We start from the raw sequence: 26,838 nt of genomic DNA, 5'->3' as shown, positions 1-26,838 counted from the left end.
CTCAGAGCGCCCCGTCGAGGAAGCGTGAGATCCAGAACTCGGCGGCGCGCTGATCCCCGGTGCTGGTCTGACGGTCGAGCGCGACACCCTTGCGGAACCCCGTGTGGGTGTTCATGCCCTTGAATGCGGCAGCCTTGCGCAGCCCGGCCGTCTGGCCGCGCGCGTCGCCCAGCTGCACGCGCCCGATGCCCTTCTCGACGAGGGGCTCGTGCGGGAGCATCCAGATGATGACCTCAGAGGCGAAGGTGCTGGTCTCGTGCACCGACGAGAGCAGCACGCAATCCTGGCTGCGACCGTCCATGGTGCGGGCGAGACGGGTGCAGAGGGTGAGGGCGGCCTTCGCCCTCGCGGGGCGGGTGCCGAAGGCGAGCGTCATCATTGCGAGACGCACCTCGTGGTCATCCCCCTCGTCGGTCGCATCGAAGGAGACGGGCGTGCCGCCGCGCACCGAGTCGACGAGCGCGTCGCGCGAGAGCACCTTCTCGAGCGCCGCGAGGTTGCTGATGAAGCCGCCGCGAAACGGCGCGGACTGCCGCGGAGTGATCTCGTGCGCGGTCGCCGACGTCAGCTTGCCCAGCGCCATTCCACACCCCCATGCGAGCGCGTCCCCCACCGAAACGCGCTGGCTCCCACGATACCGACCCCCGACCACCCGCGGTACGGATGCCCGGCTCACGCCCCACCCCAAACTGGGTGACGCCGCCGCCGTGGCGCTACGCGTGTGGAGTGGTCGGTCGAATGAGACCTCCCTCAACCGGTAGCTGCCCGTGCGCCGCCTTCGCCCGTCGACGCGCCTTCCGCCTGCTCGAGCGCGAGTTGCAGGCCCGGGTGCCAGGCCCGCGTTTGCGGGCCGGACATAGGCGGGAAGACGATTGCGGTCATACTTGGGTGATGGTCGGTGCGGTTCACTTCTACGCGGATGCGGACGACGTGGCGGCCCTCCTGTCTCACCTTCGGCACGGGGACGATGTCTCCCTTCACCCCTGGCCACTCGTCTCGAACCCGATGATCTTCCTCGAGCCGATCGATGCGGAGGCCGAGGACAAAGTCATGGTGCAGTCCCGAGAGATCGGCCCACCGGTCGTGCTTCGAGACGGCGACCCGACATTCGAAACGAATGACCGCGCGGGTGTGTTTATCCGGATGAATCGGGCGAGGCTCAAGCCCAGTGTGAGGAAGGGCTTGCTTGTCGATTCGAACCGCTCGCCCGTCATGCTGTGGCTCCCGGGTCGACGCGACGACACCACACTCCGAGTCAGTTCGATAGGCTCCCAAGCCGACTCGATGCGCGCCGTGTCCGTCGAGTATGAGCGCTGGGTGAATCGAACGACGGCGTGGGTGCGGAGAAGAGGTACCCAGGTTTGGGGCCTGGATCGGTCGAATGTTCGCCCCGATCTCGATATCGAATGGGGACCTGTCAGCTCGATCTACGCGCTTCCCGGGGCGCTTCGATTTCTTGAAAGCGGCGGATTAGGGAGGCAAACACCCCTGCTTCCTCAAGATCCATGTCGTGTTCTCCAGCCTGATGAAGTACGCCGTTCCCGATCGCCGCTCAGTGCCACTTCCCGCGTTCCTCGCCGATGCCATAACCGCCCGGCTCGAGGGCAAGCGACCGGACGATCTTGTATTTCCGTCGCCCAAGGGTGACGTACTGCGCAATGGCAACATTCGACGTCGTCATTTCAATGCCGCAGTCAAGACGCTGTGCGACCGAAACTCCTGGCTCCCGAAGATCACCCCGCCCTCGCTTCGTCACACGGCCGCGTCGCTGGCCATCTCGGCCGGCGCCACAATCTTGGCGGTCCAGCGGATACTCGGCCACGCATCCGCAGCCATGACTCCCGACGTGTACAGCGACCTGTTCGATGACGATCTGGACGCTGTTGCCGATGCTTGGAATGAGCGTGCACGCTCGACCGATGTGGGCACAATGTGGGCACAACCGCCGTCACCAACCGAGCCGAAGAGATCGAACGCTGCCACATCCGCGTGATTCCGCGGGAGCTAACGGAGCCGCCTGTCAGAATCGAACTGACGACCTTCTCATTACGAGTGAGATGCTCTACCGACTGAGCTAAGGCGGCGTGGCCCGTCGCCGGGACACAGCAAGCTAGCTTAGCCGATCATCGGGCTGCTGCTGCCACCAGCAGGTGGTCGAGTTGATCGAAGGAGTCGCGCACCCGCTTGGCCAGCGATTCGCCGTTCTCCTCGTCGGCCCAGCACGACCAGGCGTGGCGAAGGGTGCCGATGGCGACCAGGGTGATGAGCCGGGCGCGCGAGGTCAGCGCCGCCTGGTCCCTTGCAAGACTGGGGTCGTCGTGCGCGAGTCGGCGGGCGATCACGGCGGTCAGTTCATCCTCGAACTGGCGCATCCCGGCCATGCGCAGCGCGAAGAGGTGCGGATGCTGCTTGTGGAGCGCCCGCCGCAGCAGCAGGGTGTCGCGATCCTCGGACGCGCGATCCGCCGCCTCCGCCATGAGGTCACCGACCGCGTCGAAGATGTCGCCACCGCCGCCTTGGATGAACGACTCGAGCTCCGCCGACTCGATCAGCTCCGGCCCGTCGCCCACGATGGCCGCCTCTTTGGAGACGAAGTAGTTGAAGAAGGTGCGCGGCGAGATATCGGCGCGGCGGCTGATCTCTTCGACGGTCACGCCCTCGAGACCCTTCTCCGTCGCGAGTCGAAGCACAGCGCTCTGAATCGCCTTGCGGGTCGCGAGGCGCTTGCGCTCGCGCAGCCCCGGGTTCTCGGCAATCGACATGCTTCAATTATTGCATGCTCTGCAATCTTGCAGTCATCGATGACGCCGGATGACCGACGCGGCCTCAGCAGTTCGGATCGCTGCTCGGAACCGTGTCGTGCACGAAGAAGTTGTCGACGGTCTGGTTCACGCAAGCGTTCGACTTGTTGTACGCCGTGTGCCCCTCGCCGTTGTAGGTGACGAGGTGCCCGTTCTGCAGCATCGCCGCCACGTGCTTCGCCCAGACGTAGGGGGTGGCGGGGTCGCCCGTGGTGCCGACGACGAGGATCGGCGCGGAGCCCGCCGCCGTGATCTGGCCGGCGACCCGGGTGGGTTTGAAGGGCCAGTCGTAGCATCCGGTCCCGCCGTAGGCCATCAGGTGCCCGAAGACCGGGGCCAGCTTGTCGAGCTTCGCGGCGTCTGCCCGCATCGTGGAGACGGTCGGGTCGGACGGGTAGTCGAGGCAGTTGATCGCGGTGAAGGCCTCGGTGGAGTTGTCACTGTAGGTGCCGTCTTTGTTTCGACCGTTGTAGCCGTCCGCGAGTTGGAACGCGTAGCTGGGGTCGCCCTTCGCCACGGACCTGAAGAGGTCGACGAGCGCACCCCAGTTGTCGACGTTGTAGAGCGGGTAGATGATCGCGGTGAACATGACCGCGCTGCCCAGTTTGCGTCCGTCGGCCGCGCGGAGGGGGCTGACATCCAGTCGGTCGAGCAGGCCGCGGATGCTGGCCATGTCCTGGTCGACGTCGCTGCCGAACGGGCATCCGGTCAATTTGGGGCACCCGGCGAGGAACTTCCGCAACGCGTGTTCGAAGCCCTGAGCCTGGGTGGCGCTCAACTCGAAGGGCGTGACCGTGGGGTCGACCGCGCCGTCGAGCACGAGGTGACCGGTGTGGCTCGGGTAGAGATTCGCGTAGGTCGCACCGAGCAGCGTGCCGTATGAGTAGCCCAGGTAGTTGAGTTTGGTGTCGCCCAGCGCCGCGCGCAGCAGGTCGAGGTCGCGGGCCGCGCTGATCGTGCCCACCTGACCGAGCAGGCTGCCCGTGTATTTGAGGCACTCGGCACCGAAGTCCTTCTGCGCCTTCTCCAACTCGGCGATCCAGCCATCACTGCCGGGGGTTCCCGCCGGGATGTCGTAGAGGAAGGAGTCGAGCACCTTCGGCGATTGGTAGCACTTGATCGCACTCGAGTGGTTGACGCCACGGGGGTCGAATCCGACGATGTCGTAGTTCTTCTGGAGGGTCGAGCTCGTCGCATAGGAGATGCTGTCGCGCACGAAGTCGTAGCCGGAGGCACCGGGGCCGCCGGGATTGACGAGCAGCGAGCCAAGCGAGTGACCACTCGTCGCCTGCTGGCGGATGAGGGCCAGTTTGATGGAGGCCCCGGACGGGTTCGACCAGTCCAGCGGCGCCTTCGCGGTGGTGCACTGCATTCCGCTCCCGCACGCGCTCCAGTGCAAGACCTGGTGGTAGTAGGGAGCGAGGTCGGCCGCCACCTTCTCCCCCGTCGGGTTCGACGTCGCGGAGGGCGGCAGGAACCAGCTGACGCATCCGGTCAGCAGCAGCGTGACCGCGGTGAGCAGGGCGAGGACTGAGCCCCGACGCAGACGCGCCGAGCGTGGGGAGGTCACCGTACGGGATCCTTTCGTGCGGCGGAGATGAGCATGGCCTCGAGGGCGAGTGCCGGGCTCACGTTCCCGTCGATGCGGCGCCGCGCTGTCGCGATGGCATCGAGTGTGGCGAGGGTCTGGGCGGGTGTCGCCTGGTCGCGTGCCCGCTCCAGTTCTGGCGTGATGCTGAGGTTGATGGGCTCGATCCCCGCGCCGAGTTGCAGCAGCAGCACGTCGCGATAGAGCGACAGGAGGTCGACCATGATCCGGTCGAGGCCGTCGCGCAGGCTGCGAGTGGCGCGGCGCTTCTGATCCTCCTCGAGGTTCTTGAGCTGCCCGCGCAGTGCCGGGGGAATGGTGCCACCGGGCTCGATACCGAGTGACCGCAGGGTGCTGGCGCGCTCCTCCGCGTCGCGCTCCTCAGTGATCGCCTTCGCGTCGTCGCCCGCGATCTGCAGCAGGGTCGCGGCCGCGCGCACGGCGTCGCCGACCGAGCGGATGCCCAGCGCAATGGCGAGCGTCTGCTCACGTCGCGCGCGCGCATCCTCGTTCGTGGCCAGCCGGTGCGCCATGCCGATGTGGCTCTGCGCCTCGCGCGCCGCCCGGGTGGCGATGGCGAGGTCGACGCCGTCGCGGCGCGAGATCAACTCGGCCACCTCGTCGATTCCGGGCACGCGCAGTCTCACCGAGCGGACTCGCGAGCGGATCGTGGGAATCAGATCCGCCTCGCTCGGCGCGCAGAGGATCCACACCGTGCGGGGCGGCGGCTCCTCGAGCGCCTTGAGCAGCACGTTCGAGGTGCGCTCGCTCATGCGGTCGGCGTCTTCGATCACCATGACGCGGTAGCGGCCGACGGACGGGGAGAACTGTGAGGAGGTGACGAGGTGACGCACCTCGTCGATGCTGATGATGACGCGCTCGGTGCTCAAGACTCCGAGGTCGGGGTGGGTGCGCGCGGCCACCTGGCGCGCCGTGGCCTCGTCGTCGTCGGGGCCCTTCGAGAGCAGTGCGGTGGCGAAAGCGTAGGCGAGGTTGGACCTGCCCGAGCCGGGCGGACCGGTGACGAGCCACGAGTGCGTCATCGATGAGTCGATCGTGCCCGCGGCGGCCGCCTCGAAGACCGCGATGGCCTCGGCCTGCCCGGTCAGTTCATCCCACACACTCACCCGGTCAGCCTAAGTGACGGCACCCACAGTGCGCCGTGAGTTCAGAGGAGTGCGGTGACGCGTTCACGAATCGCGGCGGTGAGCGTGGCGATGGGTTCTGACGCGTCGAGCACGAGGAATCGCTCCGGCTCCGCGCGCGCCAGGTCGAGGTAGGCCGCGCGCACTCGCGCGTGGAAGTCGTTCTCCTCCTCCTCGAGCCGGTCGTAGGTGGTGCGCTCGTCGAGTCGCGCGCGCCCGACGCCCTCGTCGAGGTCGAGCAGGATCGTGAGGTGGGGCAACAGCCCCTCCGCGGCCCAGAGCGACAGCTCGCGGATCTCGCCGGAATCGAGCACGCGCCCGGCCCCCTGGTAGGCGACCGAGGAGTCGAGGTAGCGATCCTGCAGCACGATCTCGCCGCGCTCGAGCGCGGGGCGCACCTTGGTCGCGATGTGGTGGGCGCGGTCGGCGGCGTAGAGGAGTGCCTCGGCCCGCGGTGCGATGTACCCGCGACGATGCAGGATGATGTTCCGCAGTTCCACGCCCAGGTCGGTTCCGCCCGGCTCCCGTGTGGTCACGACCGTGCGACCCTGCGCCTCGAGCCACTCGGCGAGAAGGGCGGACTGCGTCGATTTGCCCGAACCGTCGCCGCCTTCGAGCGTGATGAAGAGTCCCGCCACCACTACTTCTTCTTCGCCGGCGCCCGCTTGGCCGCGGGACGCTTGGTCGCTGTCGCCGCCTTGGCGCGCGGCTTCGCCGGGCCCTTCGCCCGCTTGTCGGCGAGAAGTTGCACGGCGCGCTCGAAGTCGATCTCTTCGACGGTCTCGCCGCGCGGAATCGTCGCGTTGGTCACGCCGTCGGTGACGTAGGCGCCGAACCGGCCATCCTTGATGCGGATCGGCTTGCCGCTCTCGGGATCGGGATCGAACTCCTTCAGCGCGCTGGACGCCGATCGGCCCCCGTACTTGGGCTGCGCATAGAGTTCCAGGGCGCCCGGGAGGTCGATGTCGAAGATGAGCTCTTCGCTCGGCAAGGAGCGCGTGTCGGCTCCGCGCTTGAGGTAGGCGCCGAAGCGACCGTTCTGCGCGGTGATCTCGACGCCGGTCTCCGGGTCGACTCCGACGACGCGCGGCAGGCCGAGCAGCTGCAGTGCGGTGTCGAGGTCGAGGCTCGCGAGATCCATGCTCTTGAAGAGCGACGCGGTTCGCTGCTTCACCACCGCGGGCTTCTTGGGTGCCGCCTTGCGCTTCGGCTTCGTCGTGACGACCTCGCCGGTGGCCGCATCGACCACCTCGACCGGCTCGGCGACGGTCGGCTCCGCGGGCGTCGCGGCAACCGCTGCCTCGGGCTCCGGGTCGGCCTCGGTCACGTAGGGGCCGTAGCGGCCGTCCTTCGCGAGCACGAGCTTGCCGTTCTCCGGGTTCACGCCGATCACGCGATCGGTGAGCACCGGGGCGGCGATCAGCTCGCGCGCCTTCTCTGCGGTGAGCTCGTCGGGGGCGAGGTCGAGCGGAACGTTGACGCGCCGGGGCACGAGCGGGTCGTCGCTCGGCGCCTCGAGGTAGGGACCGTACTTGCCGATGCGCAGCGTGACGTCGTCGGAGATTCGAACCGAGTTGATGTCGCGGGCGTCGATCTCACCGAGGTTGTCGATGACGGTGCGGAGACCGCGATGCTTGGCGTTGCCGAAGTAGAAGCCGGTGAGCCACTCGACGCGGTCGGCCTCGCCGCCCGCGATGCGGTCGAGGTCGTCTTCCATCCCCGCGGTGAAGTCGTACTGCACGAGGTCGCCGAAGTACTCCTCCAGCAGGCGGACCACCGAGAACGCGATCCAGTTGGGCACGAGCGCGGTGCCGCGGGGTGTGACATAGCCCCTGTCGACGATGGTCGAGATGATGGCGGCGTACGTCGACGGTCGCCCGATGCCGAGCTCTTCCAGGGTCTTGACCAGGCTCGCCTCGGTGTAACGCGGCGGCGCGCTCGTCTCGTGGCCCTTGGCCTCGATCTCCTCGAGCGTCAGCGTCTGACCCTCGGTCAGCGGCGGAAGCTTCGCCTCGACGGGCTCCGCGCTCTCGTTGCGCTCCTCGTCGCGGCTCTCCTCGTAGGCGTGCATGAATCCGCGGAAGGTGATGACTGTTCCACTCGCCGAGAACTCGGCGACCTCGACCGCACCCGTTGCCTCGGTGGTGGCGATCGCGCCAGCGGCCGAGCCGGCCTTGATCGTGACGGTGGCGGTCGAACCCTTGGCGTCGGCCATCTGCGAGGCGACGGTGCGCTTCCAGATCAGGTCGTACAGCTTCCAGTCGTTGCCGCGCAGCACCGACTGCAGTTCGGTGGGCGTGCGGAAGGTGTCGCCGGAGGGGCGGATCGCCTCGTGCGCCTCCTGAGCGCTCTTGTTCTTACCGGCGTAGACGCGCGGCTTGTCGGGAACCGTCTCCGCCCCGTAGAGCTTGGCGGCCTGAGTGCGCGCCGCGCTGATCGCCTGCTGCGACAGCGTGGGCGAGTCGGTGCGCATATAGGTGATGTAGCCGTTCTCGTAGAGAGACTGCGCGACACTCATGGTCTGGCGCGCGGAGAATCGGAGCTTGCGCGCCGCCTCCTGCTGCAGTGTCGACGTGGTGAATGGGGCGGCCGGGCGTCGCGTGTAGGGCTTCGACTCGACCGTCGCCACGGTGATCTGCACGGTGTCGGAGCGGAGCGCCGAGGCGATCGCCTGCGCCGCGGTCTCGTCGAGCGCGACCGCGTCGGATTTGAGCGCGCCCTTGTCGTCGAAGTCGCGACCGACCGCGACGCGTGTGCCGTTGACGCGAACCAGGCGCGCCTCGAAGCTCTGGGCATCGGTGGCGGGTGAGAGCTGTGCGATCAGATCCCAGTAGCCGGCCGCGACGAAGGCGAGGCGTTCGCGCTCGCGGTCGACGACGAGGCGGGTGGCGGCCGACTGGACGCGCCCCGCGGAGAGCCCGGGGCCGACCTTGCGCCACAGCACCGGCGAGACCTCGTACCCGTACAGGCGGTCGAGGATTCGGCGGGTCTCCTGCGCGTCGACGAGTGCGACGTCGAGGTCGCGGGTGTGCTCCTTGGCCTCCTGGATCGCATCCTTGGTGATCTCGTGGAACACCATGCGCTTCACGGGAACCTTGGGCTTGAGCACCTGCAGCAGGTGCCACGCGATGGCCTCGCCTTCGCGGTCTTCATCAGTGGCGAGGTAGAGTTCGTCGGCTCCGGCGAGCGCCTTCTTGAGGTCGCTGACCGTCTTCTTCTTCGCGTCGGAGATCACGTAGTAGGGCTCGAAGCCGTTCTCGACGTCGACGGAGAACTTGCCGAGCGAGCCCTTCTTCAGCTCGGCCGGGAGGTTTTTGGGCTCGATCAAGTCGCGGATGTGTCCCACCGAGGCCTGAACCTCGTAGCCATCCCCCAGGTACTGGCCGATCGTCTTCGCCTTGGCGGGCGACTCGACGATGACCAGCTTCTTCGTGCCGGGCACGGTGCTCCTCTTTATTACTGCTGCGTATGACTCGTTCGAGGTCATCAGAACCTCGGGGTAGTGCGCCCCGTCAGCGACACCATACACAGGTGAACCCCGGCCCACCCTAATCTGTCCCCCAGCCCGGCGGCCCGGCACGCGCCCGCGCCACGACCGGAATGCCCGCGGCGACGGTCTCTGCGGTCACCGTCACAACGGGACCGTCAGTGCCGCAGGCGGTCAGCACGGCGCCGTTCGCCCGAGCGATTCGCGCCGCGACCGCGCAGGGCTCGCCGGGTGCGAGGCCCGCGGCGACGTCGGCTCCCGCGAGGGCCGCGGCGTCGGCCGCCGAGCCGACGGATGCCCGTTCCGCGAGCGCACTCGACACCGGAAGCACGCTCAGCGCAACGGCGCAGATCGCGCCAATGATCGCGACCGCCAGCACGCCGGCCGCACCCACCTCGCTCCTCCGCCTCGCGCAGCTCGCCCTCACGTCGCCTCCCGCGCCGCATAGCCCGCCCTCCTGGCGCCCTCCCGCAGCGCGCGGGCCCGCCCTCACGTCGCCTCCCGCAGCGCGCAGGCCCGAGCCGTGAGCGGAACCGTGATCGGCCCGAGGATCGGTGCCGAGACGCGAGCCACGACGCACGCCTGACCATCGGCATCGAGGATTCGAAGTCGCGCCCCCGGGGCGGCCCGGTGCAGCACCGCCGCTGCCCGGTCGCCGCTCTCGCCGCGGCCGAGCATCCGGGCGGCGTCGCCGGCGCCCGATTCGAGAGCGATCGCGCGGGTTCCGGCCGCAAGTGCGCCGAGTGCGACGGCGAGCACGAGGACGACGGCGGGCAGCGCGACCGCGAACTCGGCGGTCACCGACCCGCGGTCATCCCGCAACGGTGAGGGCATGGCGGATCAGTCCCGTGAGGATGCCCCTGATCGCGGCGCTGCGCAGGATGACGACGAGAAGGCCGGCGAACCCCACGGCGGCCATCGTCGCGACGGCGTACTCCGCCGTCGCCGAGCCGAGGTCACCGGCCCAGCGCGAAGGGTGCCAGCGCGGTGCCAGCGAGCGCGATGCCTGCCCGCGCGGTGCCAGCCCGCGCGATGCCTGTCCTCGCGGTGCCTGCCCGCGCGGTGCGAGCCAGCGCGGTGCCTGCCCGCGCGTCAACCACGTGCCGGGGACGGGCGTGCGGAGGGGCGGAGTTCGGGTCATGTCATTCCTCTTTACTGAGCGCCGTTTTGTGTGCGCGGTGCGGGTCCGGCGACCGGGGCGTGGAGCGGAGCACCGCCCCGCGCCGGCGGCCGAGCCGGAGTGGGTGAATCCAGCTTCGCGGGGAGCGCCGCGGCACCACCCGGTGGTTCCGGGAACGTGGGACAAACGCCAGTCGTGGCGGGCTGGGGAGGAGGCGCGGAGCGGGGAGAAGGGGGCGCGGCGGTGCGGGTCGAGCCCGGAGCGGGACCATTACGGAGCGGGTCGAGCGCGGAGCGGGAACCAACCGTGGCGGTGGCTCAGAGGCCGGAGAGGGTCGACGTCACCACCGAGATCACGAGCGGAGCCACGCCCAGCAGCATGAAGGCGGGTAGGACGCAGAGGCCCATCGGCAGCATCATCCGCGCCGACAGCGCCTGGGCTCGGCGCTGCGCCTCGCTTCGGGCGGCGCGTCGCTGCTCCCGCGCCTCCGCCCGCAGCAGTTCGGCGGCCGGGACACCCGCGCGTCGCGAGAAGTCGAGCGCCTGATCGGCCACTCCACTGGGGCGCATCCCGAGGTGGTCACGCAGCGCAGCCGCGACGACCTCGCGCGCACGCCCCGGTGAGCCACCTCCGGCAAGGGCGATCGCGGTGAGTTCGACCTCGAGGCCGGGGTGACCCACGGTGCGGCGGGCCCGACGAACGAGGGCGCGATTCCACAGCACGGCGATGGCCACCAGGAGCGCGCCGGTCGCCGCGCAGGCGATGCCGGCCGGGGTGCCGAGCAGCACGTGGACGGGGTCGAAGCCGAGGCCGATGCCCAGCAGCACGCCGAGCGCCGGCAGCACGGCGACGGTGCGCGCGGTGGCCACCGGTGCGGCGAGCGACACGGCGACCGCGCGCCGCAGCTCCCCGAGCTCGCGCAGCGACTCCGCGACCTCCCGCAGCACCGGCGCGAGGGGTGCGCCCACCTCGGTCGCGACCGCCCACGCCGCGGCGACCGCGCGCCACGACGACGAGCTCGGGTCGTCGCGCTCCGCAGCAGCGACGGGAAGTGCCGACGTGATCGCCGCGGGGATACCGCCCGGATTCCATGCGCCGTCGGCGATGTGCTCGACGAGCGGAGACGCGGATCCCTCGGCGAGATATCGCCAGGCCGCGGCGGGCGGCACCCCGGCCGTGAGGAGGACGGCGAGGCGGTGAACCGTTGCCGCGAGCTCGTCGAGCCGGTCATCCGTGCGACGGGTCATGGCAGGGGCTCCACGCTCAGTCGATCGTGCGAATCGATGCCGAGTGCGCCGACGGCCGCGATTCGTCGCCGTGCTCCGACGCGCTCGAGGTGGATCACCGCGCCGATCGCGCTGCGGGCCTGACGGGCGATCGCCTCCGCGCCGAGGCCCGCGAGCGCGCCGAGCGACTCGAGTCGAGCGGGCACGTCGCGGAGCGAGTTCGCGTGCAGGGTGCCCGCGCCCCCGTCGTGACCGGTGTTGAGAGCGCCGAGCAGCTCGCGCACCTCTGCCCCGCGGCACTCCCCCAGAACCAGCCGATCCGGTCGCATGCGCAGGGCCTCGCGAACGAGCCGGTCCAGCCCTATCCCACCCGCTCCCTCGAGGTTCGCCTGCCTCGACTCGAGCGCGAGGAAGTGGGGGTGCCGCACGCGGAGTTCGGCGACGTCCTCCACGGCGATGATCCGCTCGTTCGGGGGCGCCTGGCCCAGCAGCGCGGCAAGAAGGGTCGTCTTGCCGCTGCCGGCGGCGCCCGTGAGCAGGATGTTGGCGCGCGCGGTGACGAGAGCGGCGACGCGATCTCGTTCAACGGCCGAGAAGAACACCCCATCGTCCAGGGCGTCGAGGGTGGGCGGTTGCCCCGGCGGAAACCGGAGCGAGAGGAGCGTGCCGCCGCGGGAGATCGGCGGGAGCACCGCATGGACGCGCACCCCGCCGCCGAGCCGCGCGTCCACGCAGGGGCTCGCCTCATCCACGTGGCGACCCCCGCGCGCGATCAGGCGAACGGCGAGTGCGCGCACCTCGCTCTCGGGGGGCGCGAGCCCGACGATCTGACGCGGCCCGCTCCCGCGATCGACCCATACCCCGGACGGCCCGTTCACGAACACGTCGGTGACGGCACGGTCGCGCGCGAGGAACGACAGAAATCCCAGATCGGCGGCGTAATGATCGACCTCCGTCGGGTCGGCCGGCGGGTATGGTTCTGTACCCCGATTGTCGTCTGGCGGGCGGCGAGGTGAGGCCACAAAGGGGGCGGTGTGCTGCGCTGATGCCTGCGAGCGGGGCCGGGGAGTGAATCCGACCGCGTCGGCCGCGCCGTCGTCGCGGGGCGGGCTGATCGGATGCACGCCGACGACCGTATATGCACGCCGCCGGGCTGCCGGATGCGCGCCGCTCGATCCGCGGAATTCCGGGGCAACGGCGCGATTGTGCAGGAGACGACGTCACGCCCTCACGACGGCGTCGGCCTCCCCGATGTCGCGGCTGACCCACGCGGCGAACGGACTCGTCCGTTAACGAGAGGGGCGGCGCTTATTGGGGGGAATAAGCGCCGCCACAGCAGCGCGGGATTGGGGGGAATCGCTCGCACTGCACGTCAAATTCGCATCTGACTGAGATCAGTGTACCCCTAACGGCGGGGCTCCACACAAGTTCCCGCGTCACGAATCGTGCGGTTTCGAGGAGCATTCCCAGCCCAGCGATAGGATCGGTGCATTCACTGCTGAACACCTTCGCGGCATCCCTGGCTACACCGCGAGATCGACAAGGATGACGATGCCCTCGAATTCGATTGATAGCCTCCTGCACGAAGACCGCCAGTTCCCGCCCAGCCCGGAATTCGCGGCCAACTCGATCGCCGATCCGAGCCTGTACGAGCGGGCCGCGGCCAGCCGCGTGGAGTTCTGGGCCGATCAGGCGCGCGAACTCCTCGACTGGGAGACGCCGTTCACGACTGCGCTCGACTGGAGCGGTGCCCCCGTCGCGAAGTGGTTCGCGGATGGCCGGCTCAACGTCGCGTACAACTGCCTCGACCGGCACGTTCTCGCCGGCCACGGCGAGCGCATCGCGCTGCACTGGGAGGGGGAGAACGGCGACACTGCGAGCTACAGCTACGCCGAGCTGACCCGCGCCGTGAAGCAGGCGGCCAACGCGATCGCGGCACTCGGGGTGGGGCAGGGCGATCGGGTCGCGATCTACCTGCCGGTCATCCCCGAGGCGGTCATCGCGATGCTCGCGGTCGCCCGGCTGGGTGCCGTGCACTCGGTCGTCTTCGGCGGCTTCAGCTCGGAGAGCCTGCGCTCGCGCATCGACGACGCGGGCGCGAAGCTCGTCATCACGGCCGACGGCGGCTGGCGCAAGGGCAAGGTGTTCCCGCTCAAGGACGCCGTCGACGGCGCGCTCGCGAACGGCACCTCGACGGTGGAGCACGTGCTCGTGGTGCGCCGCGGCCACAACGAGGTGCAGTGGACGGTCGGCCGCGACCTGTGGTGGCACGACGAGGTGGCCACCGCGTCCACCGAGCACGAGGCAGAGGGCTTCGAGGCCGAGAACCCCCTGTTCATCCTGTACACCTCGGGAACGACGGGCAAGCCGAAGGGAATCCTGCACACGAGCGGCGGGTACCTCACCCAGGTCGCCTTCACGCACCGCAACGTCTTCGACCTGCACCCCGAGACCGACGTCTACTGGTGCACCGCCGACGTGGGCTGGATCACCGGGCACAGCTACGTCGTCTACGGTCCGCTCGCGAACGGCGCGACCCAGGTGCTGTATGAGGGCACGCCCGACACCCCGCACCCGGGGCGCTGGTGGGAGATCATCCAGAAGTACGGCGTCACCATCTTCTACACGGCGCCGACCGCGATCCGCTCCTTCATGAAGGCGGGGCGGCAGATCCCCGCCCAGTTCGATCTGAGCAGCCTGCGGGTGCTCGGCTCGGTGGGCGAGCCGATCAACCCCGAGGCGTGGATCTGGTACCGCGACGTGATCGGTGCGGGCACGGCGCCCATCGTCGACACCTGGTGGCAGACCGAGACGGGCGGCATCATGATCTCGGCCCTGCCCGGCATCACGAACCTCAAGCCCGGTTCGGCGCAGGTGCCCATCCCCGGCATCAAGATCGACATCCTCGGCGAGGACGGCACGCGCGTCGATCCGCCCGCCGGTGGCCTGCTGGTCGTCTCCGAGCCGTGGCCGTCGATGCTCCGCGGCATCTGGGGCGACCCCGAGCGCTTCGTGGAGACATACTGGTCGCGCTTCTCGAAGGACGGCGTCTGGAAGTACTTCGCGGGCGACGGCGCCCACGTCGACTCCGACGGCGACATCGTGCTGCTGGGCCGGGTCGACGACGTGATGAACGTGTCGGGACACCGACTCTCCACCGCCGAGATCGAATCCGCCCTCGTCTCGAACCCGATGGTGGCCGAGGCGGCCGTCGTCGGTGCCGCCGACGAGGCGACCGGCCAGGCCGTGGTGGCCTTCGTCATCATCAAGACCAATCAGAAAGATGCGCACACCACCGATGAGGCGGTGGCGCTCCTGAAGGCGCACGTCGCCCAGCAGATCGGCGCGATCGCCCGGCCCCGCCAGATCTTCATCGTGTCGGAACTGCCCAAGACGCGCTCGGGCAAGATCATGCGACGCCTGCTTCAGGACGTCGCGGAGGGCCGCGAGATCGGCGACACCACGACCCTCGCGGACAGCTCGGTCATGACCGTCATCAGCGACAAGCTGAAGTGAGCGGGTGGGGTGCGCCGGCCTCGGTCGGCGCACCCCACGCCCCGCGGATGACCGCTCAGGCGATCTCGAACACGAACTCGATCTCGACCGGCGCATCGAGCGGCAGCACGGCCACTCCGACGGCACTGCGCGCGTGGCGACCCGCCTCGCCGAAAATCTCGCCGAGGAGCTCGGACGCACCGTTGATCACGCCGGGCTGGCCGGTGAACGAGGGATCGGAGGCGACGAAGCCGACGACCTTCACCACGCGGGTGATGCGGTCGAGCGACCCGATGACGCTCTTCGCCGCCGCCAGACCGTTGAGCACGCAGTTGGCGGCGATCTCCTTCGCGAGCTCCGGCGACACCTCGGCGCCAACCTTGCCGGTCGCGGGGAGCACGCCGCCCACGGTCGGCAGTTGGCCGGCCGTGAAGACGAGGGAACCGCTGACGAGGGCGGGCACGTAGGCGCCGGCCGGTGCGGGCGTGGCAGGGATCGTGAGGCCGAGTTCGGCGAGGCGGTCATCCAGAACCGACATCAGGCGTTGTCCTGCTTCTCGCGCTTGAGGTAGGCGACGAGGCCACCCTCGGGACCGGCGACGATCTGAACGAGTTCCCAGCCGTCAGAGCCCCAGTTGTTGAGGATCGCGGTCGTGTTGTGGATGAGAAGCGGCGTTGTGACGTACTCCCAGGCTGGCATCTGTCGGCTTTCATTCAGTGTCGAAATGCGAATATCGCGTACCCTGCATTCTATGTCTGCCCAAAATCCCCCCCGCAGAGGCATGCTCGGAGCCGTACTCGGCACCATCGGTTTCAGCGTTCTCGCCGGGCTTCTCGTCACCGCGATGGTCACCCCCGCCATCGCCGTCACGAGCGTGACCGTCAAGGGCGGCATCGGCATCTTCGACAATCTGCCGAGCTACATTCGCATCGACAAGCTCCCGCAGCAGAACCGGATCTTCGCGAACCAGGGCGGCAAGCAGGTGCAGATCGCGACGATCTTCTCGCAGAACCGCCAGGAGGTCGCGTGGGACGAGGTCTCGGTCAACGCGAAGAACGCGGCCGTCGACGGCGAGGACCGCCGCTTCTACCAGCACGGCGGCATCGACCCCACCGGCGTCGTGCGCGCGGCCATCTCCACTCTCTCGGGCGGGCAGAAGCAGGGCGCGTCGACGATCGCCCAGCAGCTCGTCAAGAACATCTTCATCCAGCAGGCACTCCAGCTGCCCACGCTCAAGCAGCAGCAGGCCGGCATCGAGGCGGCACAGGCCTTCACCCTCGATCGCAAGCTCAAAGAGATGAAGCTCGCGATCGCGCTCGAGAAGAAGTACACGAAGCAGCAGATCCTGCTGGCTTACCTCAACATCGCGGGCTTCGGCGGCAACACCTACGGCATCCAGGCCGCAGCCGAGCGCTACTACAACACCTCGGCGAAGAACCTCACGATCGCGCAGGGGGCCAGCCTCATCGCGATCGTGCAGCAGCCGAGCGCGCGGGCCCCGATCGACGCCTCCGGTTACGCGCAGAACAAGGCGCGACGCGACGTCATCCTCGAGGCCGAGTACCTCGCGAAGCACATCACGAAGGCACAGCTCGACGAGGCGCTGGCCACCCCGGTCGACGCGACGACCGTGCACCTCACCGACCCCAAGAACGGCTGCATCGCGGCCAACCAGTACGCGAAGTTCTTCTGCGACTACATCGTGCGGGCGGCCGTTCCGTCGCTGTCGGCGCTGGGATCGAAGACGTCCGAGCGCCTCGCCAACTGGGCCAAGGGCGGCTACGACATCCACACCACCCTCAACCTCAGCCTGCAGACCACGGCGCAGAAGATCATGTGGGCGACGGTGCCCCGCAGCCCCTCCGAGCTCAAGCTCGGCGGCGCCTCGGTCTCCGTCGAGGCCGGCACCGGCCGCATCCTCCTCATGACGGAGAACAAGTACTTCAACAACACCGCCAGCCCCAAGAAAGGGTCGACAGCGGTCAACTACAGCGTGGATGTCGCTGCCGGCGGTGGTGTCGGGTTCCAGGTGGGATCGACCTACAAGCCCTTCACGCTCATCGCCTGGTTGAAAGCCGGGCACGGCCTCAACGAGGTAGTGGACGCGACGCCGCAGGTGCAGAACCTGTCCGACTTCAAGGACACCTGCGACGGGGGCACATACCCCTATGGCGGCACCTGGACCTACAAGAACGACGAGGGCGAGCGCGGGCCTTACACGGTGATGCGCGGTACCGCGGGATCGGTCAACGGCGTCTTCGTGAACATGGGCAAGCAGCTCGACCAGTGCGACATCTACAACGTCGCGCAGTCGCTCGGCGTGCACACGGGTGACAACGCCCCGCTGACGCACAACCCCGGCGCGATCCTCGGTACCAACAACATCGCCCCCCTGACGATGGCGGCCGCGTATGCCGGCATCGCCAACAAGGGTGTGTACTGCGCCCCCATCGCCGTGGACTACGTCGTCGACCCCTACGGCAAGCAGCAGCCCGGCCAGACCAAGAACTGCCACTCCGCGATCGATCCCGACGTGGATGCGGCCGCCACCCTCGCGATGCAGGGTGTGATGAACGGCGGCACGGGTACGCCCGGTAACCCGAACGACGGCACGCCGCTCATCGGCAAGACCGGAACGACCGACTCCTCGGTGCACACCTGGATCGTCGGCGCGAGCACGAAGGTCGCGACCGCGGTCTGGATCGGCAACGTGAGCGGCCATGTCGCCCTCCGCAGCGTGTACCTCCCGCAGGGACCGGCGGCGCTCCTCCGCCACGTCGTCTTCAAGCAGACGATGGCGGCGATCGACAAGAAGTACAAGGGAGGCTCGTTCCCGACCCCGCCGCCGTCGTTCCTGAGCGGTTCCGGCCAGAAGATGCCCGACCTCACCGGCAAGACGATCTCCGAGGCGACGGTCACGCTTCAGGCGCTCGGTTTCGGTGTGAAGGTCGGCCCCTCGGTCGACTCCGCGCTGCCGGCCGGCACGGTCGCGAAGACCAGCCCCGGTGCGGGCGCCCTGCTGTCGACCGGCTACACCGTGCTGATCTCGCCGAGCAACCAGAAGCTGCTCCTGGTCCCACCGGTCGTCGGCATGTTGGAACCGGATGCGGTGAAGTCCTTGAATGATGCCGGATTCACCGACATTCAGGAGACCTGCCAGGCGTCGACGCCGCCAGACCCGACGACGGACAACACGGTAGTGTCGCAAACCCCGGCCGCTGGGTCAACCCATACGGCAAAAGCAACGATTCAGCTCACAATCACGCGAGTTCACTGCTGAGTGAGTCACACTTGAATTAAGTGTGGCCGGACGGATGCGGTCATCGTCACGGACGACGGCCGCATCCGTAGTTCTACATCGAGGGGATGACGCGGTCGACTGTGTCGGCGCGTAGCGTATTAGTTATGATTTCTCGCTTTTCCGGGGTGGGTGGCGTGATCGGCGGGCTGATCGGCGTTGTCACGCTCAGCGTGGTCACGGGCATCCTCGTCGCCGCCACCTTCACGCCCGCGGTCGTGCTCGCCGGAGGCGCGATCAACTCGGGTGTCTCGGTGTTCAACGGCCTGCCGTCGTACATCACGATCGACACCCTCCCCCAGCAGAATCGACTGTTCGGCACCCTCAAGGGCAAGCAGGTGCAGTTCGCGACGATCTTCTCGCAGAATCGCGAAGAGGTCGCCTGGGACGCTGTCTCCGACAACGCCAAGAACGCGGCCGTCGACGGCGAGGACCGCCGCTTCTACCAGCACGGCGGCATCGACCCGACGGGCATCGTGCGCGCCGCGGTCGCCACCCTCTCCGGTCGTGACGTGCAGGGCGCGTCCACCATCGCCCAGCAGCTCGTCAAGAACATCTTCATCGTGAAGGCGACTCAGCTGAAGACGGAGGCGGCGCAGAAGAAGGCCATCGCCGAGGCGCAGGCTCCCACGATCGACCGCAAGCTCAAAGAGATGAAGCTCGCGATCGCGCTCGAGAAGAAGTACACCAAACAGCAGATCCTGCTCGCCTACCTCAACATCGCGGGCTTCGGCGGAACCACCTACGGCATCGAGGCCGCCGCGCATCGCTACTACAACACCTCCGCCAAGAACCTCACGATCGCGCAGGGCGCCAGCCTCATCGCGATCGTGCAGGAGCCCAGCGTCCGTGCGCCGATCAACGCCTCGGGCTACGCGCAGAACACCCTGCGCCGCGACGTGATCCTGCGCGCGGAATTCGCCGCGAAAGACATCACGAAGGCCGAGCTCGACACCGCCCTCGCGACGCCCGTCAACGCCAAGACCGTGCATCTGACCGATCCCGCGAACGGATGCTTCGCCGCAACCCTCTCGGCGAAGTTCTTCTGCGACTACGTCGTCCGCGCTGCGGTGCCCACCCTCACCTCGCTCGGCTCCACGGCGGCGGAGCGTGAGGCCAGCTGGCAGAAGGGCGGGTGGGATATCCACACGACCATCAACCTCTCGCTGCAGCAGACCGCGCAGAAGATCATGTGGGCCGCCGTGCCGAAGAACCCGTCGCAGCTGAGGCTCGGCGGGGCATCCGTCTCGGTCGAAGCGGGCACCGGCCGCATCCTCCTCATGACGGAGAACAAGAAGTTCGACAACACGGGCAGCGGCAAGAAGGACTCGACGGCGGTCAACTACAACGTGGATGTCGCGGCGGGAGGCGGTGTCGGCTTCCAGGTCGGCTCCACCTACAAGCCGTTCACCCTGCTCACCTGGCTGAAGGCCGGGCACGGGCTCTACGAGTCGGTGAACGCGACGCCCTACCCGGTCGACCAGACCACCATCGAGGACACCTGCCAGCCCAACCACTATCCCTACGTCGGCACCTGGGTCTACAAGAACGACACCTCCTACGAGCGCGGGTACATGTCGGTGATGTCCGGCACCGCGGCCTCCGTCAACGGTGTCTTCGTCAACATGGGCAAGCAGCTCGACCAGTGCGACATCATGAAGACCGCGCAGTCGCTCGGGGTGCATCCGGGTGACGGGAGACCGCTCATCCACCTGCCATCCGCGGTTCTGGGTATCAACAACATCGCGCCGCTCACCATGGCGGCGGCCTACGCGGGCATCGCCAACAACGGCGTGTTCTGCTCCCCCGTGGCGGTCGACTACGTCGTCTCCCCCGCCGGCAAGCAGGAGCCCGGCCAGCCCAAGGCCTGCCATCGCGCGATCGACCCCGACATCGACGCGGCCGCCATCTACGCGATGAAGGGTGTGATGAACGGCGGAACGGGTAGCGCCGCCAACCCGGGCGACGGCACCCCGCTCTTCGGCAAGACGGGCACCACCGACAGCTCGGTGCACACCTGGATCGTGGGCGCGAGCTCGCGCGTCGCCACGGCGGTGTGGGTGGGCAACGTCCGCGGACACGTGCCGCTGAGGCAGGTGTATCTCGCGGGCGGCAATGCTTCCTACCTGAGGCACGTCGTGTTCCGCGCCACGCAGGCGGCGATCGACAAGAAGTATCCCGGCCACGACTGGGCGACGGTGAAGCCGATCTACTTCTACGGTTCGCTGCGCACCGGGTACGGATACGGCGGCACCGGCGGTTACGGAACGGGCGTGACGACCGGCACCGGCGGCACCGGGGCGACCGGCACCGGCACCGGCAAGGGCAACGGAAAGGGCGGCGCCAAGCCGCCGAAGCCAGGTCACTAGGGCGGCAGGCTAGGCTCGAAGAGACGAATCCCCCGGGATGACCACCCGCCGCTGAACGGAGACCCGCCGCCATGACACGAGCCGCCCGCTCCGCCACGACAGCGCTCGGGGTCGCCGCCGCGGGCGGTGTGGCCGCCTTCGCCTGGGGCGCGCTCGTCGAACGCAACCGCTTCACCGTGCGTACCGAGACGATGGCGGTGCTCGATCCCGGGGCGCGGCCGATCACGATCCTCCACCTCTCCGACCTCCACATGGCTCCGTGGCAGGAGAACAAGCAGGAGTGGATCCGCTCGCTCGCCATCCTCGAGCCGGATCTCATCATCGACACGGGCGACAATCTGGGCCACCTCGACGGCCTCGTCGGCGTGCGCCGCGCGCTCGAACCGTTCGCGGGCATCCCGGGCATCTTCGTGCACGGCTCGAACGACTACTTCGGCCCCGTCTTCAAGAACCCGATGAAGTACTTCGCCGCGCCCAGCCGACACCACGAGCGATCGGCCGACCTCGCCACCGCGTCGCTCGACCGATTCCTCGAAGACGAGCTCGGCTGGTTGAACCTCAACAACGCCGCGCGCGCCCTGCTGCTCAAGGGCAACCGGCTCGAGTTCTTCGGCGTGAACGACGCCCACCGCGGCTGGGACCGACTCGACCGGCTGCCGGGCGCGATCGAGGAGATGCGCGAGAACGTCGCCTGGAACGACGAGCCGGCGGGCAACGACGTCGTCTCCATCGGGGTCACCCACGCCCCCTACCAGCGGGTGCTCGACGCCTTCGTGACCTACGGCGCCTCCGCGATCTTCGCCGGCCACACCCACGGCGGCCAGGTGCGGGTGCCCGGCATGGCGGGTGCACTCGTGGCCAATTGCGATATCCCGCGCGACCAGGCGCAGGGCGTCAGCATCTGGGAACACGCGGGCCGGAGCGCGCTCCTCAACGTCTCGGCCGGGCTCGGAACCTCCATCTACGCGCCCGTGCGCTTCGCGTGCCCGCCGGAGGCCGTTCTGGTGACACTGACGCCCGCCGATATCAGCTATCCTTGACGAGGCCCTCGCGCTTGTCGCGAGAAGTCGATCGGGGTGTGGCGCAGCTTGGTAGCGCGCTTCGTTCGGGACGAAGAGGTCGTGGGTTCGAATCCCGCCACCCCGACACGGTCGAATCAGAAGCCCCGGGTGTCCGTTGGATGCCCGGGGCTCTGTTGATTCAGGGGCTCTGTTTGTTCAGGGGCTCTGTTTATGCCCGGGGCTCTGTTTATTCAGGCGGTGCGGCGGTGCGGCGGTGCGGCGCCGATGCGGGGCGCGGCTCAGGTGAAGTCGGCGTCCGGCCCGCCCTGGTAGCTGAACTCCGCCTTGGGGCGCCACCCGTTGTTCAGCACGCCCTGGCTCTCCTCCAGGTAGCACGCCCCGCAGAGCGACTCGTAGGTGACGTCGACACCGTCGATGGCGACCTGATCGCCATCGAACACGTAGTTCTCGCCCACCTTCCGCGCGTTGAACATGGCCTTGCGGCCGCAGCGGCAGATCGTCTTCAGCTCCTCGAGCGAGTGCGCGATCTCGAGGAGGCGGCGGCTGCCCGGGAAGGCCACCGTCTGGAAGTCGGTGCGGATGCCGTAGGCGAGCACGGGCACGCCCTCGAGGATGGCGATGCGGAGCAGGTCATCCACCTGCCCCTCGGTGAGGAATTGGGCCTCATCGACGAGCAGGCAGCTGACGTCGAGGCCGGTCTGCCGCCGCACGCGCGCGCGATTCGCGGTGAAGACCTCGTAGATGTCGTCGCTGGGCGCGACGGTGAAGTCGACCGGCCGGCTCACCCCGAGCCGGGAGACGATGAGCGAGTCGCCCTTGGTGTCGATCTGCGGCTTGGCGAGGAGCACCTGCTGGCCGCGCTCCTCGTAGTTGAACGCGGCCTGCAGGAGAGCCGTGCTCTTGCCGCTGTTCATGGCGCCGTGGCGGAAGTAGAGCTTTGACACTAGAGCAGGTACCCGTCCTCTGCGGCGCGGCGGATGAGGTCGGCCTTCTTGCTGGCCGGGCGCCCCGCCTTCGCGTATTTTTCCCGTACCCGTCGAAGATACGTCTTCGCGGTCTCGTATTGCACGTTGAGCCGCTCGGCGACCTCCGCGGTGGAGTACCCCGCGACGTAGAGCTTGAGCGCCTCGACCTCGCCCGCGCTGAGCTTGGGGCGTGACTGGTTGACGGCGCCCCCGGGCAGTGGCCGCCAGTCGCGTTGCGGCGAGGTGTCGCGGGCGACCCCCATCACGGTGCGTGCCGCATCCATCACCTCGCGCATCGGCAGCGACTTGGAGAGGAACGCGACCGCGCCCGCGGCGAGCGCCCGCTCGCGGGACTCCTGCGAGTCGAGGCTCGAGAGCACGATGACCTTCGCCCCGGCCGCGCGGCAGGTGCGCACGCGCGCCTCTATCGACACGGGTTCCTTGAGCTGGAAGTCGAGGAAGACGAGGTCGGTGGGGAAGTTGTCACTGTGCACGAGCTGCAGCCAGGTGCTCGCGCTCAGCACGAGATCGAAGTCCGGCGCGTTCTGCGCGATCCAGCTGCTGAGGCTGTCGAGCAGCACCTCGTGATCGTCGAGGATCGCGAGCCGGACCCGGGGCGTCGACGCCTCCGGGGTGGCAGCCGGTGAACCTGACGACGACCTGTCGACGTCGTTAGAGGGCATAGGAAAACCTTAGTGTGAGGTGCGGCGGGGAGAACGAGACGGTGAGATCGGGGAACACGATTCGAAGCACGGCGTAGTAGGCGGCGAGGGATGACCGCTGCACCGACTCATCCAGGTCGAGTTTCGCCCGCAGCACGAGTGCCGCCCGATCGCCGGCCCGCGTCAGCGTGACCGAGAATCCGTCGGGGTCGAAGCCCGGGTGCGCGAGCAGGGCGACGAGGTAGGCGCGCACGACGGTGCGCTGCTGCGTGGACATCGCGGGCGCGAGCCGATGGTCGTCGGCGAGCACCTCCGAGCCCAGGGGGGACGGGTGCACGATCATCCGCGCGCCATGGTCGATGACGGTGTCGAGCCAGGTGCGGTCGACGTCGGCCACCATGACGGCTCTAATGGCGGCGGCGATCTCGGCGGCCCTGTCGCGCGTCTCCTCGGTGACCTCGCGCGTGCGCAGCAGCTCGGTGAGAAAGGGAACGACGCTCTCATCGAGGATGGAGACGCGGTCCTGCTGCACCGAGCGGGCGATGTCGCCCCGCAGCGAATCGGTGGCGGCCCGCGTCGCCTCCTCCGCGCTGCTGCGGAGCGAGTCGACGGTGCGGCCGAGCGAGGAGGCGTACGCGGCGCTCGCGAGACCCATGGCGACGAGCGGGAGTGCGGTTTCGACGAGGATCGCCAGCGGCGGCGCATCCTTGACCCGCACCGAGCTCGCAACGAAGACGAGCACGGCAACCGTGAGCACGCCGAGCAGGGTGACGGCGAGGATCTCGCGCGGCGGACGATAGGGCGCGAGGGCGACGAGGATGAGCCCGACCGCAACGGGGCCCCACCAGTCCGGAACCAGGATCGCCTCGTGCCAGCCGGCGTACGCGATGAGGATCATGGCGGCGAGGGCGAGCAGCACGATCACGGCGAACCCGGCCGAGGGGAAGGGCGCGCGCAGGGGGCTCGACCAGATGACGAGCCCGAGCGAGCACATCCCGATGGCGACGACGGCGAAGAGGGCGAGCGGCAGGTCGCGGATGGTCGAGAGGTCGATCAGGGTGGTCGCCACCACGTAGGCGACCACCACGACGGCGAGGAGCAGGGTGACCGGGCGCGCCGAGAATCCGCCGACCGGGTCGAGCTGCTGGAACGACTGGTCGCGACGGTCAGTCATGACCGCCCCCGTCCGCCTCACCCGGCAGCCCCGAGCCGGCCGGCACGCGGATGACCACCGAGGTGCCGCGCCCCGGCGTCGACCACACGTGCACGTCGCCCCCGACCGCCTCGATCCGGCCCCGCACCGACTGGCGGAGGCCGAGGCGATCGGCCGCGACGCCCTCGACCACGAAGCCGCGGCCGGAGTCGATCACCATCACCGACACCTCCTCCGCCGAGCCGACGACGACGAGTTCGACCCGGTCGACCCCGGCGTGCTTCTCGACGTTCACGAGGCACTGCGCCACGGCGAGCCCCACGGCGGCGTCGCGCTCCCGGTCGAGACGCCCGACCGCGGCCAGGTCGCCACTGAGGTCGATCGTGAGCGAGCGGGACCTCGCCTCGCCGACGGCCGCGTAGAGGGAGCTGTTGCGCCAGTCGGCGCGAGCCCGGGCATCCACCTCGGGCGAGGGGTCGGCGAGCCACTCCTCGCCGATCAGCACCTCGAGGTCGCGCTCGATCGCGCGGCGCAGTCGCGGTGACAGCTCGCCGGTGTCCGAGTGGGCGACCGCGGCGAGGTGATTCAGCACGGTGTCGTGCATGAGCGCTGCCGCCTTGAACTCGATGCGGTAGCGCAGCTCGGAGACGCGCTCGTCGATCGCCGCCCGGTCGAGTTGCGGGGCCGCGTGCGCCCGCCGGGGACGCGTGATCGCAGCGGTCAGCACGACGGCGACGACCCCCACGACGACGAGGAGGGTTCCCCTGTCGAGTTCCTGGCGCACACCGCTGTGCAGGGCGGCGAGCAGCGTCGCCGCCGTGCCGCCGAGATACCCGCCGAGCGTCCACAGCACGGTGCGGCGCGCCTGCTGCCCCGAACCCGCGACGAGGGTGAGGGCGACGACGACGAGGTCGAGCACGTAGGCGTCGGTCGACGAGACGGCGGGCAGCCGCTGCATGAGGATGACCGAGCTCAGGTACAGCCCGGCCGCACCCACGCCGAGGTACGCAGCCGCCGCCACCCGCGAGGGTCTGCGGTCGAGCACGAGCAGGAGGATGATCGTGATTACGTGCGGTACGGCGGCGGGCCAGAGGACGAGACCGGGATCGCTCAGCTGGTACGCGAGGACGATGAGGAAGGAGCCGGCGAGGCAGACCGCGGCGATGAGGTGGGCGAAGCGTCGGAAGGCGCGGTTCATCGCGTGGATGCTGAGCGAGAACGACTGTTCCGGCGCCACCTGCCCTCCTCCGTTCGGACGACGTGCCCGCCCTCGAAGTATGGCAGTGCGCCTGCGCTCAATGTACCCCGTTTTGTGGGCTCATCCGCGGATTTACGAGTTGTTTATGGCCACTTTGTGCCCCGCTGCTGCGCCGGCGTCATGCGCGAGCCTCGGGTGCTCTGTCCCGCCACCGCACAGCCGTCCCGCCACCGCACAGCCGTCACGCGGCCGCCGGGCCGCACGGCTCAGAACAGCGTCAGCTCGGGACCGATCGCCTGAGCGGGGCGCAGCGCGCGCGACTGCACGGTGCCGGTCGCCGGATCCTCGACGCCGGCGCGAAGGCCGTGTGCGCGCAGCAGCGGCCGGATCTTCGCCGCCAGCCACACCCGGTAGTCCTTCGGCGCGTAGGCGCTCCGGGCGTACATCGCCTCGTAGCGCGGCAGGAGCTCGGGGTGCGTGCGCGCGAGCCACTGCATGAACCACTCCTTGACGCCCGGCCGCAGATGCAGCGCGGAGTGCAGCACCCCGCTCGCTCCAGCAGCGGCCGCCGCGGCGAGCGCCGTGTCGAGATGCGCCCGCGTATCGGTGAGGTAGGGCAGGATCGGCATGAGGAACACCGTGACCGGCAATCCGTGTTCCCTGGCCGCCGCGACGGTCGCCAGGCGGGCTGCGGTCGTGGGGGTGCCGGGCTCGACGCTCTGCTGCAGCGCATCGTCGTAGACGGCGATCGACATCGAGAGGTCGACGGGCACCCGCTCGTTCGCCGCCGCGAGACGATCGAGGTCGCGCCTGAGGAGCGTGCCCTTGGTGAGGATGCTGAACGGCGTTCCTCTCGCCGCCAGCGCGTCGATGATCCCGGGCATGAGCCCGTACCGCCCCTCGGCCCGCTGGTAGGGGTCGGTGTTCGTGCCCAACGCGACCGGGTGTCTCCCCCAGCTGGGCTTTGCGAGCTCCCGACCCAGGACCTCGGCGACGTTGACCTTCACGATGATCTGGCTGTCGAAGTCGGCGCCGGCATCGAGATCGAGATAGCTGTGGGTGTTGCGCGCGAAGCAGTAGACGCAGGCGTGGCTGCAGCCCCGGTAGGGGTTGATGGTCCAGCCGAAGGGCATGCCGCTCGCGGTCGGCACCTTGTTGAGCGCGGACTTGGCGAGCACCTCGTGGAAGGTGATCCCGGCGAACTCGGGGGTGCGCACCGACCGCACCAGGTTGCTGAGTCGGGCGAGGCCGGGCAGCGTTCCCGTCTCCTCGGCCGTCAGGGCCTGGTCATCCCATCGCATGGTGACAT

23 protein-coding genes and 2 tRNA genes are annotated in these 26,838 nt (G+C 68.9%); 6 read left to right on the top strand and 19 right to left on the bottom strand.

The annotated features are described in order from the left end of the window. Position 1: 1 nt before the first annotated feature. Entirely contained in the window at positions 2–583 is a 582-nt protein-coding gene (locus tag G3T37_RS12635) for a hypothetical protein (protein WP_163474253.1), read from the bottom strand. A 927-nt stretch (positions 584–1,510) separates the two neighbouring features. Between G3T37_RS12635 and G3T37_RS12630 the strand changes: the two genes are divergently transcribed. Further along, positions 1,511–1,993 carry a tyrosine-type recombinase/integrase gene (locus G3T37_RS12630; protein WP_338401261.1) on the top strand — a complete coding sequence of 161 codons (483 nt, stop codon included), beginning with the start codon at positions 1,511–1,513 and terminating at the stop codon, positions 1,991–1,993. Between the two features lie 18 nt (positions 1,994–2,011). Here the strand turns inward: G3T37_RS12630 and G3T37_RS12625 are convergent. From G3T37_RS12625 to G3T37_RS12575, 11 genes are all read right to left on the bottom strand, one after another. Then, positions 2,012–2,084, bottom strand: a tRNA-Thr gene (locus G3T37_RS12625). 39 nt (positions 2,085–2,123) lie between these two features. Then, a complete protein-coding gene (locus G3T37_RS12620) occupies positions 2,124–2,762 on the bottom strand; it encodes a TetR/AcrR family transcriptional regulator (RefSeq protein ID WP_163474252.1) in 639 nt (212 codons plus the stop codon). A 64-nt stretch (positions 2,763–2,826) separates the two neighbouring features. Further along, a complete protein-coding gene (locus G3T37_RS12615; protein WP_163474251.1) occupies positions 2,827–4,371 on the bottom strand; it encodes an alpha/beta fold hydrolase in 1,545 nt (514 codons plus the stop codon). Next, entirely contained in the window at positions 4,368–5,516 is a 1,149-nt protein-coding gene (locus G3T37_RS12610; protein WP_163474250.1) for a DNA polymerase III subunit delta', read from the bottom strand. Before G3T37_RS12610 ends, G3T37_RS12615 begins: the two co-directional genes overlap by 4 nt. A 41-nt stretch (positions 5,517–5,557) precedes the next feature. Then, positions 5,558–6,172, bottom strand: a complete 615-nt coding sequence (gene tmk, locus G3T37_RS12605; RefSeq protein WP_163474249.1) for a dTMP kinase — start codon at positions 6,170–6,172, stop codon at positions 5,558–5,560. Between the two features lie 2 nt (positions 6,173–6,174). After that, positions 6,175–8,976: a type I DNA topoisomerase gene (gene topA / locus G3T37_RS12600; protein WP_163474248.1), complete on the bottom strand. Its 2,802-nt coding sequence runs from the start codon at positions 8,974–8,976 to the stop codon at positions 6,175–6,177. Between the two features lie 106 nt (positions 8,977–9,082). After that, complete coding sequence (locus G3T37_RS15175; protein ID WP_338401260.1) at positions 9,083–9,415, bottom strand: Rv3654c family TadE-like protein; 333 nt, start codon at positions 9,413–9,415, stop codon at positions 9,083–9,085. 95 nt (positions 9,416–9,510) lie between these two features. Beyond that, positions 9,511–9,855 (bottom strand): TadE family type IV pilus minor pilin, encoded by a 345-nt coding sequence (locus G3T37_RS12590; RefSeq protein WP_163474247.1) that lies wholly within the window; start codon positions 9,853–9,855, stop codon positions 9,511–9,513. After that, on the bottom strand, positions 9,833–10,162 hold the full coding sequence (locus tag G3T37_RS15415) for a DUF4244 domain-containing protein (RefSeq protein WP_206673834.1): 330 nt from the start codon (positions 10,160–10,162) through the stop codon (positions 9,833–9,835). The genes G3T37_RS12590 and G3T37_RS15415 overlap by 23 nt, the downstream gene beginning before the upstream one ends. Positions 10,163–10,458: 296 nt before the next feature. Further along, positions 10,459–11,388, bottom strand: a complete 930-nt coding sequence (locus G3T37_RS12580) for a type II secretion system F family protein (RefSeq protein WP_163474246.1) — start codon at positions 11,386–11,388, stop codon at positions 10,459–10,461. Continuing rightward, positions 11,385–12,491 (bottom strand): TadA family conjugal transfer-associated ATPase, encoded by a 1,107-nt coding sequence (locus G3T37_RS12575; RefSeq protein WP_338401259.1) that lies wholly within the window; start codon positions 12,489–12,491, stop codon positions 11,385–11,387. Before G3T37_RS12575 ends, G3T37_RS12580 begins: the two co-directional genes overlap by 4 nt. 427 nt (positions 12,492–12,918) lie before the next feature. Between G3T37_RS12575 and acs the strand changes: the two genes are divergently transcribed. Beyond that, on the top strand, positions 12,919–14,883 hold the full coding sequence (gene acs / locus G3T37_RS12570) for an acetate--CoA ligase (RefSeq protein WP_163474245.1): 1,965 nt from the start codon (positions 12,919–12,921) through the stop codon (positions 14,881–14,883). 55 nt (positions 14,884–14,938) lie between these two features. Here acs and G3T37_RS12565 read toward each other — a convergent pair whose 3' ends face one another. Continuing rightward, a complete protein-coding gene (locus G3T37_RS12565) occupies positions 14,939–15,400 on the bottom strand; it encodes a RidA family protein (protein ID WP_163474244.1) in 462 nt (153 codons plus the stop codon). Then, complete coding sequence (locus tag G3T37_RS12560) at positions 15,400–15,561, bottom strand: Sp36 family protein (RefSeq protein WP_163474243.1); 162 nt, start codon at positions 15,559–15,561, stop codon at positions 15,400–15,402. The genes G3T37_RS12565 and G3T37_RS12560 overlap by 1 nt, the downstream gene beginning before the upstream one ends. A gap of 82 nt (positions 15,562–15,643) precedes the next feature. On the opposite strand from G3T37_RS12560, the gene G3T37_RS12555 reads away from it, so the two are divergent. From G3T37_RS12555 to G3T37_RS12540, 4 genes are all read left to right on the top strand, one after another. Beyond that, positions 15,644–18,142 carry a transglycosylase domain-containing protein gene (locus G3T37_RS12555; protein WP_163474242.1) on the top strand — a complete coding sequence of 833 codons (2,499 nt, stop codon included), beginning with the start codon at positions 15,644–15,646 and terminating at the stop codon, positions 18,140–18,142. 125 nt (positions 18,143–18,267) lie between these two features. Next, on the top strand, positions 18,268–20,529 hold the full coding sequence (locus tag G3T37_RS12550) for a transglycosylase domain-containing protein (protein WP_163474241.1): 2,262 nt from the start codon (positions 18,268–18,270) through the stop codon (positions 20,527–20,529). 71 nt (positions 20,530–20,600) lie between these two features. Then, a complete protein-coding gene (locus tag G3T37_RS12545) occupies positions 20,601–21,569 on the top strand; it encodes a metallophosphoesterase (protein WP_163474240.1) in 969 nt (322 codons plus the stop codon). A 32-nt stretch (positions 21,570–21,601) separates the two neighbouring features. Next, positions 21,602–21,675: transfer RNA gene (locus G3T37_RS12540), tRNA-Pro, on the top strand. Positions 21,676–21,829: 154 nt separating this feature from the next. On the opposite strand, the gene G3T37_RS12535 is transcribed toward G3T37_RS12540, so the two are convergent. The 5 genes from G3T37_RS12535 to G3T37_RS12515 form a co-directional block, all read right to left on the bottom strand. After that, on the bottom strand, positions 21,830–22,495 hold the full coding sequence (locus G3T37_RS12535; RefSeq protein WP_163474239.1) for a thymidine kinase: 666 nt from the start codon (positions 22,493–22,495) through the stop codon (positions 21,830–21,832). Beyond that, positions 22,495–23,199 carry a response regulator transcription factor gene (locus tag G3T37_RS12530; RefSeq protein WP_163474238.1) on the bottom strand — a complete coding sequence of 235 codons (705 nt, stop codon included), beginning with the start codon at positions 23,197–23,199 and terminating at the stop codon, positions 22,495–22,497. Before G3T37_RS12530 ends, G3T37_RS12535 begins: the two co-directional genes overlap by 1 nt. Further along, a complete protein-coding gene (locus G3T37_RS12525) occupies positions 23,189–24,352 on the bottom strand; it encodes a hypothetical protein (RefSeq protein WP_163474237.1) in 1,164 nt (387 codons plus the stop codon). The genes G3T37_RS12530 and G3T37_RS12525 overlap by 11 nt, the downstream gene beginning before the upstream one ends. Further along, positions 24,345–25,568 carry a sensor histidine kinase gene (locus G3T37_RS12520; RefSeq protein WP_163474236.1) on the bottom strand — a complete coding sequence of 408 codons (1,224 nt, stop codon included), beginning with the start codon at positions 25,566–25,568 and terminating at the stop codon, positions 24,345–24,347. Before G3T37_RS12520 ends, G3T37_RS12525 begins: the two co-directional genes overlap by 8 nt. A 227-nt stretch (positions 25,569–25,795) precedes the next feature. Further along, a complete protein-coding gene (locus G3T37_RS12515; RefSeq protein WP_163474235.1) occupies positions 25,796–26,830 on the bottom strand; it encodes an Rv2578c family radical SAM protein in 1,035 nt (344 codons plus the stop codon). Positions 26,831–26,838 lie beyond the last annotated feature (8 nt).

It is taken from the genome of Galbitalea soli (assembly GCF_010686725.1).
GTDB classification, from domain to species: domain Bacteria; phylum Actinomycetota; class Actinomycetes; order Actinomycetales; family Microbacteriaceae; genus Galbitalea; species Galbitalea soli.
Note: the sequence above shows the minus strand (reverse complement) of the source record. Positions and strands in the feature narration are given on the sequence as shown.

Coding starts and splice junctions, on each gene's coding strand:
- G3T37_RS12620 (WP_163474252.1), bottom strand. CDS start 2,762: ATGTCGATTGCCGAGAACCCGGGGCTGCGCGAGCGCAAGCGCCTCGCG.
- G3T37_RS12565 (WP_163474244.1), bottom strand. CDS start 15,400: ATGTCGGTTCTGGATGACCGCCTCGCCGAACTCGGCCTCACGATCCCT.
- G3T37_RS12525 (WP_163474237.1), bottom strand. CDS start 24,352: ATGACTGACCGTCGCGACCAGTCGTTCCAGCAGCTCGACCCGGTCGGC.
- G3T37_RS12560 (WP_163474243.1), bottom strand. CDS start 15,561: ATGCCAGCCTGGGAGTACGTCACAACGCCGCTTCTCATCCACAACACG.
- G3T37_RS12555 (WP_163474242.1), top strand. CDS start 15,644: ATGCTCGGAGCCGTACTCGGCACCATCGGTTTCAGCGTTCTCGCCGGG.
- acs (WP_163474245.1), top strand. CDS start 12,919: ATGCCCTCGAATTCGATTGATAGCCTCCTGCACGAAGACCGCCAGTTC.
- G3T37_RS12545 (WP_163474240.1), top strand. CDS start 20,601: ATGACACGAGCCGCCCGCTCCGCCACGACAGCGCTCGGGGTCGCCGCC.
- G3T37_RS12580 (WP_163474246.1), bottom strand. CDS start 11,388: ATGACCCGTCGCACGGATGACCGGCTCGACGAGCTCGCGGCAACGGTT.
- G3T37_RS12550 (WP_163474241.1), top strand. CDS start 18,268: ATGATTTCTCGCTTTTCCGGGGTGGGTGGCGTGATCGGCGGGCTGATC.
- G3T37_RS12530 (WP_163474238.1), bottom strand. CDS start 23,199: ATGCCCTCTAACGACGTCGACAGGTCGTCGTCAGGTTCACCGGCTGCC.
- G3T37_RS12515 (WP_163474235.1), bottom strand. CDS start 26,830: ATGCGATGGGATGACCAGGCCCTGACGGCCGAGGAGACGGGAACGCTG.
- G3T37_RS12635 (WP_163474253.1), bottom strand. CDS start 583: ATGGCGCTGGGCAAGCTGACGTCGGCGACCGCGCACGAGATCACTCCG.
- G3T37_RS15415 (WP_206673834.1), bottom strand. CDS start 10,162: ATGACCCGAACTCCGCCCCTCCGCACGCCCGTCCCCGGCACGTGGTTG.
- G3T37_RS12590 (WP_163474247.1), bottom strand. CDS start 9,855: ATGCCCTCACCGTTGCGGGATGACCGCGGGTCGGTGACCGCCGAGTTC.